Origin of the sequence: Streptantibioticus parmotrematis, assembly GCF_019890615.1 — a bacterium.
GTDB classification, from domain to species: Bacteria; Actinomycetota; Actinomycetes; order Streptomycetales; family Streptomycetaceae; genus Streptantibioticus_D; species Streptantibioticus_D parmotrematis.
Window position 1 is genome coordinate 119998 of sequence record NZ_JAINVZ010000022.1, and the last position, 6607, is coordinate 126604.

Below are 6607 nucleotides of genomic sequence, written 5' to 3' on the forward strand. Positions count from 1 at the left end.
TATGAGCACATTAATCGCTCACCGCTCCAACGCTGCTGGCGGGGCGCCGGTTACGCAACCGCACGCACCCGGAGCGGTGAGGTTCGGTACGGCAGAAGAGTGAGGGACGCTACGCGGGGGGGGCGGGAGCGGTGCGCGGGGTCGGACTTGGGGGGCCGGGTGGGGGCTATGCTCCCACCCATTCCTCGGCCCCGTCCTCGAAGGTCTGGTGCTTCCATATCGGGACCTCGCGCTTGAGGTCGTCGATGAGGCGGCGGCAGGCGGTGAAGGCTTCGGCCCGGTGGGGGCAGGAGACGGCGACGACGACCGCGAGGTCGCCCACCGCGAGGTCGCCGACGCGGTGCACCGCGGCCATCGCGGCGACGGGGAAGTCCGCCGCGACCTTCTCCGCGACGCGCCGCAGTTCCGCCTCCGCGCTGGGGTGGGCGGAGTACGACAGTCCGCTGACCTGCTCGGGGCGTCCGTCGTGGTCGCGTACGGTGCCGACGAACAGCGCGGTGCCGCCCGCGACGTCGGCGCCGACCGCGCGGAAGACCTCGTCCACGGACAGGGGCGTGTCCCGGATCGCCAGGAGCCTGATCGGGTCCTGGGGTCCGCCGTCGGGGTCGTGCGTACGTGCCATGTCAGCCATCGTGCCGCACCCCCGGGGCAAACGAAAACGCGCTTCCTGTATGAAAATACAGCCGCGTCTCCGGTGGATCCGACAAAGGAATCCGCCCGGAGCGATCCCCGAGGCGGCTTCCGGGCCACCCCCGCCGACCGCCTAGATGCCGCGTCGTTTGCGTGCCCTGCGCACCAGCGCGGCCGTGCCGACCAGCGCGACCGTGGCGCCTGCCGCGCCCAGCGACGCGGCGGCGTCCTTGCGGCCCAGGCGCCGCCCGGCGACCGTGTGGCGGCCCGCGACCTCCTCCAGGAGTTCGGCGAGCACCTCCTCGTTGGTCCACTTCGGCCGCCAGCCCGCCTCGTGCAGCCTGCTGCCGGAGACCACCCAGGGGTGCATGGTGTACGCGAGGTCGCCGGCCGGGGAAGGCGTCAGGCCCAGCCGGTGCAGGCGGGACGCGGCGCCGAGGGCGACGGACTGCGGCAGTTCCATGCGGCGGATGCCGGACAGTTCCTCGATCTCCTCCTGTTCCAGCCAGCCGTCGCAGCCCACCGTCATCTCGCCCTCGGCCTTGCCGAGCGCCGCGTACTCCAGGGCGCTGACCAGGTCCTCGACGTGGCAGAACTGCCAGCAGGGGCGGCTGCCCGCGACGACCAGCAGGCGCGGGGACTCGAAGTAGCGGGTCAGCGCGGTGTCGGTGCCGCCGACCAGGACGGCGGGGCGGACCACGGTGACGTTGAGTCCGGGGTGGGCGCGCGGGGCGCGGCGGCCGAGGCGTTCGATCTCCATCAGGTCGCCGACGCCGGTCGCCTCCTCGGTGGCGCGCAGCGGCGCGTCCTCGGCGAGCGGGACGTCGTTGTCGGGCAGCGCGCCGTAGACCATGGCGGAGGTGACCAGGACGACCCGGTGCACGCCCGCGGCGGCGGCGGCCGTCAGCACGGTCTGGGTGCCGCGCACGTTGTACGCGGTGCGGGCCTTGGGGTCGGACTCCAGGTCCAGGTCGAGCGCGAGGTGGACGACGACGTCGACCGGGCGCCCGTCGACGCGCAGCCGGTCGGCGATGGCCGGATCGCGGACGTCCAGCACCCGCCACAGCACGCCGGGCGCCTCGGCGCGCCGCTCGTCGATCGCGACGACCTTCCTGACCTCGCCGGACTCCGCCAGCCGTCGCGCGAGGAGGTGGCCGACGCCGGATGCCGCGCCGGTGACAGCGACCACCGGTCCTGAGGCCGGGGCGCTGCTCCGCCCTGAGCGAACGTGCGGTTCCGGGGAACTCACCGGGTGTCTCCCACTGTTGTCCTTGGTACGACGGATACGACGAATACGAGGGGTACTACGAGGGGTACGAGGTACCGCCGCATATGACGGGGGTGCGCGCGTCCCATCCTGCCCGAGAGGTGTCTACGCTGGTGGTACAGCCTCTCGCACACCCGGTCCGTAAGCGGCCGGTCCGCAAACAGACAGTCCGCAAAGAGCCAGTCCGCAGACAGACAGTCCGCCCGTGGACAGACAGTCCGCACAGGGACAGTCCGCACACACAGAGCCGAGGAAACCCGTGAGCGACACCCCATTTGGTTTCGGCGTCCCTCCTGAGGAGCCCGAGGACGGGGGCGAGGGCGCGACCGGCAAGGGCCGCGGCGACGGCGGTGACGACACCGGCGGCGACAAGGGCGACAAGGGTCAGGGGCAGGGCGACGGCAAGGCCCAGGGCGGGGATCAGGGCCAGGGCGGGAGCCAGGGCGCGGGCCAGGGGCAGGGGCCGGGCGGCAACCCGTTCGGTTTCAGCGGGCTGCCCGGCGGCTTCGGTGGTTTCGGCCTGCCCGGAGGTCCGGGCGGCCCCGGCGCTCCGGGCGCTCCGGGCGCGGACAATCCGCTGGCGGCGATGTTCGGCTCGCTCAACCCCAACGACCTCGGCGCCGCCTTCCAGCAGCTCGGGCAGATGCTCTCGTACGAGGGCGGCCCGGTGAACTGGGAGATGGCCAAGGACATCGCCCGCCAGACGGTGGCGCAGGGCGCGCAGGACGGCTCGAAGGACGCCAGCGTGGGTGCGTCCGAGCGCGCCGCGGTGCAGGAGGCGCTGCGCCTGGCCGACCTGTGGCTGGACGGCACGACGTCGCTGCCGTCGGGTTCCGGCGGCGCGGTGGCGTGGAGCCGGGCCGAGTGGGTCGAGGCGACGCTGCCGGTGTGGAAGGAGCTGGTCGATCCGGTCGCCGAGCGGGTCGGCACGGCGATGGGCGGCGTGCTGCCCGAGGAGATGCAGGCCATGGCGGGCCCGCTGCTCGGGATGATGCGTTCGATGGGCGGCGCGATGTTCGGCACCCAGATCGGCCAGGCGCTGGGCGTGCTGGCGGGCGAGGTGGTCGGCTCGACCGACGTCGGCCTGCCGCTGGGCCCGGCGGGCAAGGCCGCGCTGCTCCCGGCGAACGTGGCCGCGTTCGGCTCGGGCCTCGGCGTCCCCGAGGACCAGGTCCGGCTGTACCTGGCGCTGCGCGAGGCCGCCCACCAGCGGCTGTTCGCCCACGTGCCGTGGCTGCGGGCGCATCTGTTCGGTGCCGTCGAGGGCTACGCGCGCGGCATCAAGGTCGACACCGCGCGCCTGGAGGACGCGGTGGGCCAGCTGGACCCGGCGAACCCGCAGGCGTTGCAGGACGCGTTGCAGCAGGGCATGTTCCAGCCGGAGGACACCCCGGAGCAGAAGGCGGCGCTGGCCCGGCTGGAGACGGCGCTGGCGCTGGTCGAGGGCTGGGTGGACGCGGTGGTGCACGCGGCCGCCGCGCCGCATCTGCCGTCGGCGGGCGCGTTGCGCGAGACGCTGCGCAGGCGCCGTGCGACCGGTGGCCCGGCGGAGCAGACGTTCGCCACGCTGATCGGTCTCGAACTGCGTCCGCGCAGGCTGCGGGACGCCTCTCGGCTGTGGGCGTCGCTGACCGACGCGCGCGGCGTGGACGGCCGCGACGCGCTGTGGGCGCACCCCGACATGCTGCCCACGGCCGCCGACCTCGACGACCCGGACGGCTTCGTGCACCGGGAGGCGGAGGAGGCGTTCGACTTCGACGCGCTGGACCGGATGCTGGGTGACGCTGCGCGCGGGGAGGGCGGAGGCTCCAAGGGGTCGAAGGAGGACGGCGGGCCGTCCGATGACGGGCCCTCCGGGGACGGGCCCTCCGAAGACGGACCTTCCGGAAGCGGTCCGGCCGGTACGAAGTGAGCGTGACGGGGGCCGCCGTCGGTGGCGGCCTGCACGGGGACGCGGTGCGGGTGCTGGAGGGCTGGCGCCCGGGGGCCTGCGGCGCGCCGGAGAGGTCAGAAGCGCCGGAGCCGTCGGAGGCAGCGGAGCAGGAGCGCCTGCGCGCGGACTACCTCCGGCATCTGGCCGCGTACCCGGACGGGATGTGGAAGTCGTGCGCGGACGGGCATGTGACGGCGAGCGCGCTGGTGGTCGATCCGTCGCGTGGGCGGGTGTTGCTGACACTGCACCGGAAGTTGCGGATGTGGTTGCAGATGGGCGGCCACTGCGAGCTGTCCGACGCGACGCTGGAGCGGGCGGCGCTGCGTGAGGCGACGGAGGAGTCGGGCATCGAGGGCCTGACCCTGCTGCCCGGCGGCCCGGTCCGTCTCGACCGTCATCCGACGCCCTGCGCCTGGCACTTGGACGTGCAGTACGCGGCGCTGGCCCCGGCGGGCGCGGTGGAGGCGATCAGCGACGAGTCGCTGGACCTGCGGTGGTTCGGCTACGACGAGGTGGCGTCGGTCGCGGACACGTCGGTGGTGCGGTTGGTCGCGCGGACGCGCGAGTCGCTGGGCTGAGGGCGTCGGACCCGCGGGGTCAGTCCTCGGCGGGCCCGGGAAGGTGGGCCGCCGAGGCGACGCCTTCCAGGTAGCCGCGGGCGCGTTCGGTACGGGGGTAGGCCTTCAGCAGCGCCCAGAAGTCGGGGCCGTGGCCGGGCACGAGCAGGTGGGTCAGCTCGTGCAGGAGAACGTAGTCGACGACGTAGTCCGGCATGCCCTGCAAGCGGTGCGAGAGCCGGATGCTGCCCTCGGCGGGGGTGCAGGAGCCCCAGCGGGAGTTCTGGTTGGTCACCCAGCGCACGGTGTCGGGCCGGGCGCGCCCGTCGAGGTACTGCGCCGAAAGCCGCGCGGCGCGTTCGGCGAGGGCGTCGTCCCCGCGAGGCCGCCGGCGTTCCTTGGCGGCCAGCCGTTCCAGCATGACGGTCACCCACCGCTTCTCCTCGGCGGCGGACATCCGCGCCGGGATGAGCACGATGGTCCGCTCCCCTTCGCGGTAGGCGGAGACGGTACGCCTGCGGCGCGGGCTGCGGCGGACTTCGACGGTGTGGATGGGGGTTGTCGCGGGGGCGGCGGTCGGGGCTGGGGCGGTCGTGGTTGCCGGGGCGGATTCGGTGACGGGGGCGGCCGGAGCGGGGCCAGTGGGGCGGACGGGGTCGGCCGGAGTGCGGGGCATGGGACGACGGTACCGAGGGGGGCGGCCTGCGGGTCGCCGGGGCGGTTGAGCGGCGGGGGGGGGGGGGGGGGGGGGGCGGGGGGGGGGGGGGGGGGGGGGGGGGGGGGGGGGGGGGGGGGGGGGGGGGGGGGGGCGGGGGGGGGGTGGGGTGGCCGGAGAGGCCGGGGCAGTCAGCGGCGGGGTGGTGTCACATAAAACGACCTTTCGGCCCGCCTGTGGATAACTCTGCGCACGCGATCCATCACTCGCCGCATGCTGTTCCCGTGATCAACCGGATCACGGAAGCGGTCCTCGCGACGGAGGTGGTCAGGATGCATCCCCTGCTCAAGCCGGCCCTGCGGCGTGGCTGGCGGACGCGGGACAGTCTGCAGTTCGGCGTCGACCCCGGGCGGGCCGTGGTGCTGGAGCCGGTGGACGACGCGACGGCGCGGTTCCTGCGCATGCTCGACGGTACGCGGGGGCCTGATCTGCTCCGGCAGGAGGCCGCCGCGCTGGGGATCGGTCCGCAGCGGGTGCGCCGGTTGCTGGCACAGCTGAGGCGGGGCGGTGTGCTGGACGACGCGGACAGCGCCGTCGAGTTGGGCGAGGTGATACGCCGCCCCGACACCCTGGAGCGGCTGCGTCCCGATCTGGCGTCGCTGTCCGTGGTACACCCCGAGCCCGGTGCGGCGGCACGGCGGATGGCGGACCGGCGGGCGATACGGGTCCAGGTACGCGGCGCGGGACGGGTGGGCGCCTCGGTCGCCGCCGTGCTGTCGGCGGCGGGCGTGGGCACGGTGGACGTGGTGGACGGCGGCACGGTCGAGCCGTGGGACGCCGCGCCCGCCGGGGTCGGCGCGGCGCAGGTGGGCGAGCGCAGGGAGTCGGCCGCCCGGGGTGCGATGCGCAGGGCCGCGCCGGATCCGCGTCCGAGGCCCAGGACCGCCCGCGCCGGACCGGAACCACCGCTGGCCCTGGTCGTGCTGGCCCCGCGGGACGGACTCGGCGCGTACGCGCCCGATCCCGCGCAGGCGGAGGCGTTGATGGCGGCCGGGATCCCGCATCTGTACGCCGGTGTCTGCGAGGGCACGGGGGTGGTCGGCCCGCTGGTGCTGCCGGGCAGGACGGGCTGCGCGGGGTGCCTGGAACTGCACCGGGCGCGGGCGGACCCGGCGTGGCCCCGGCTCCTGGCACAGTTGCGCTCCGGTCGACCGCCCGGCGTCCCGGCCTGCGACGTGGCACTGGCGACCGCGATCGCCGGCCTGACGGCGGCCCACGCGCTGGCGTTCCTGGACGGAGGCGGAGGAAGGACGGCGACGGCAGGCGTGGCATGGGGTGCGGAGGGGCGCGCGGCGGGGGCGGGCGCGGAGGGGACGGGCGCGGCATGGACGCCGGAGGCCGGTGCGGCGTGGAGTGCGGTGGCGGACGTGGCGGGGGCGGCTCACGACACACCGAAAGCGGGGGGCGGGGAGGAGGGGGAGGGGGGGGGGGGCCCCCCGGCGGGGATCGCGAGCGTCGGCGCTCGCCCCCCCCCCCCCCCCCCCCAACCCGCCCCCCCCCCCCCC

Annotated in this window: 6 protein-coding genes; 3 read left to right on the forward strand and 3 right to left on the reverse strand. The window is 75.1% G+C overall.

Annotation, left to right across the window (positions count from 1 at the left end; all coding sequences use genetic code 11):
• Nucleotides 1-166: 166 nt before the first annotated feature.
• Nucleotides 167-631: a molybdenum cofactor biosynthesis protein MoaE gene (locus K7472_RS25965; RefSeq protein WP_372458068.1), complete on the reverse strand. Its 465-nt coding sequence runs from the start codon at nucleotides 629-631 to the stop codon at nucleotides 167-169.
• A 132-nt stretch (nucleotides 632-763) separates the two neighbouring features.
• The gene (locus K7472_RS25970; protein WP_222980980.1) at nucleotides 764-1879 is read right to left on the reverse strand and encodes an SDR family oxidoreductase; all 1116 of its coding nucleotides are present in this window, start codon (nucleotides 1877-1879) and stop codon (nucleotides 764-766) included.
• A gap of 277 nt (nucleotides 1880-2156) precedes the next feature.
• On the opposite strand from K7472_RS25970, the gene K7472_RS25975 reads away from it, so the two are divergent.
• Together K7472_RS25975 and K7472_RS25980 are read left to right on the forward strand one after the other, a co-directional pair.
• Nucleotides 2157-3809, forward strand: coding sequence for a zinc-dependent metalloprotease (locus K7472_RS25975; RefSeq protein WP_222980981.1), 1653 nt, complete (start codon nucleotides 2157-2159; stop codon nucleotides 3807-3809).
• Between the two features lie 2 nt (nucleotides 3810-3811).
• Nucleotides 3812-4408, forward strand: a complete 597-nt coding sequence (locus tag K7472_RS25980) for an NUDIX hydrolase (RefSeq protein ID WP_372458069.1) — start codon at nucleotides 3812-3814, stop codon at nucleotides 4406-4408.
• Nucleotides 4409-4427: 19 nt separating this feature from the next.
• On the opposite strand, the gene K7472_RS25985 is transcribed toward K7472_RS25980, so the two are convergent.
• Nucleotides 4428-5063, reverse strand: coding sequence for a M48 metallopeptidase family protein (locus K7472_RS25985; RefSeq protein WP_222980982.1), 636 nt, complete (start codon nucleotides 5061-5063; stop codon nucleotides 4428-4430).
• Nucleotides 5064-5326: 263 nt separating this feature from the next.
• On the opposite strand from K7472_RS25985, the gene K7472_RS25990 reads away from it, so the two are divergent.
• A partial coding sequence (locus K7472_RS25990) for a ThiF family adenylyltransferase (RefSeq protein ID WP_372458070.1) occupies nucleotides 5327-6607 on the forward strand: 1281 nt, incomplete at its 3' end.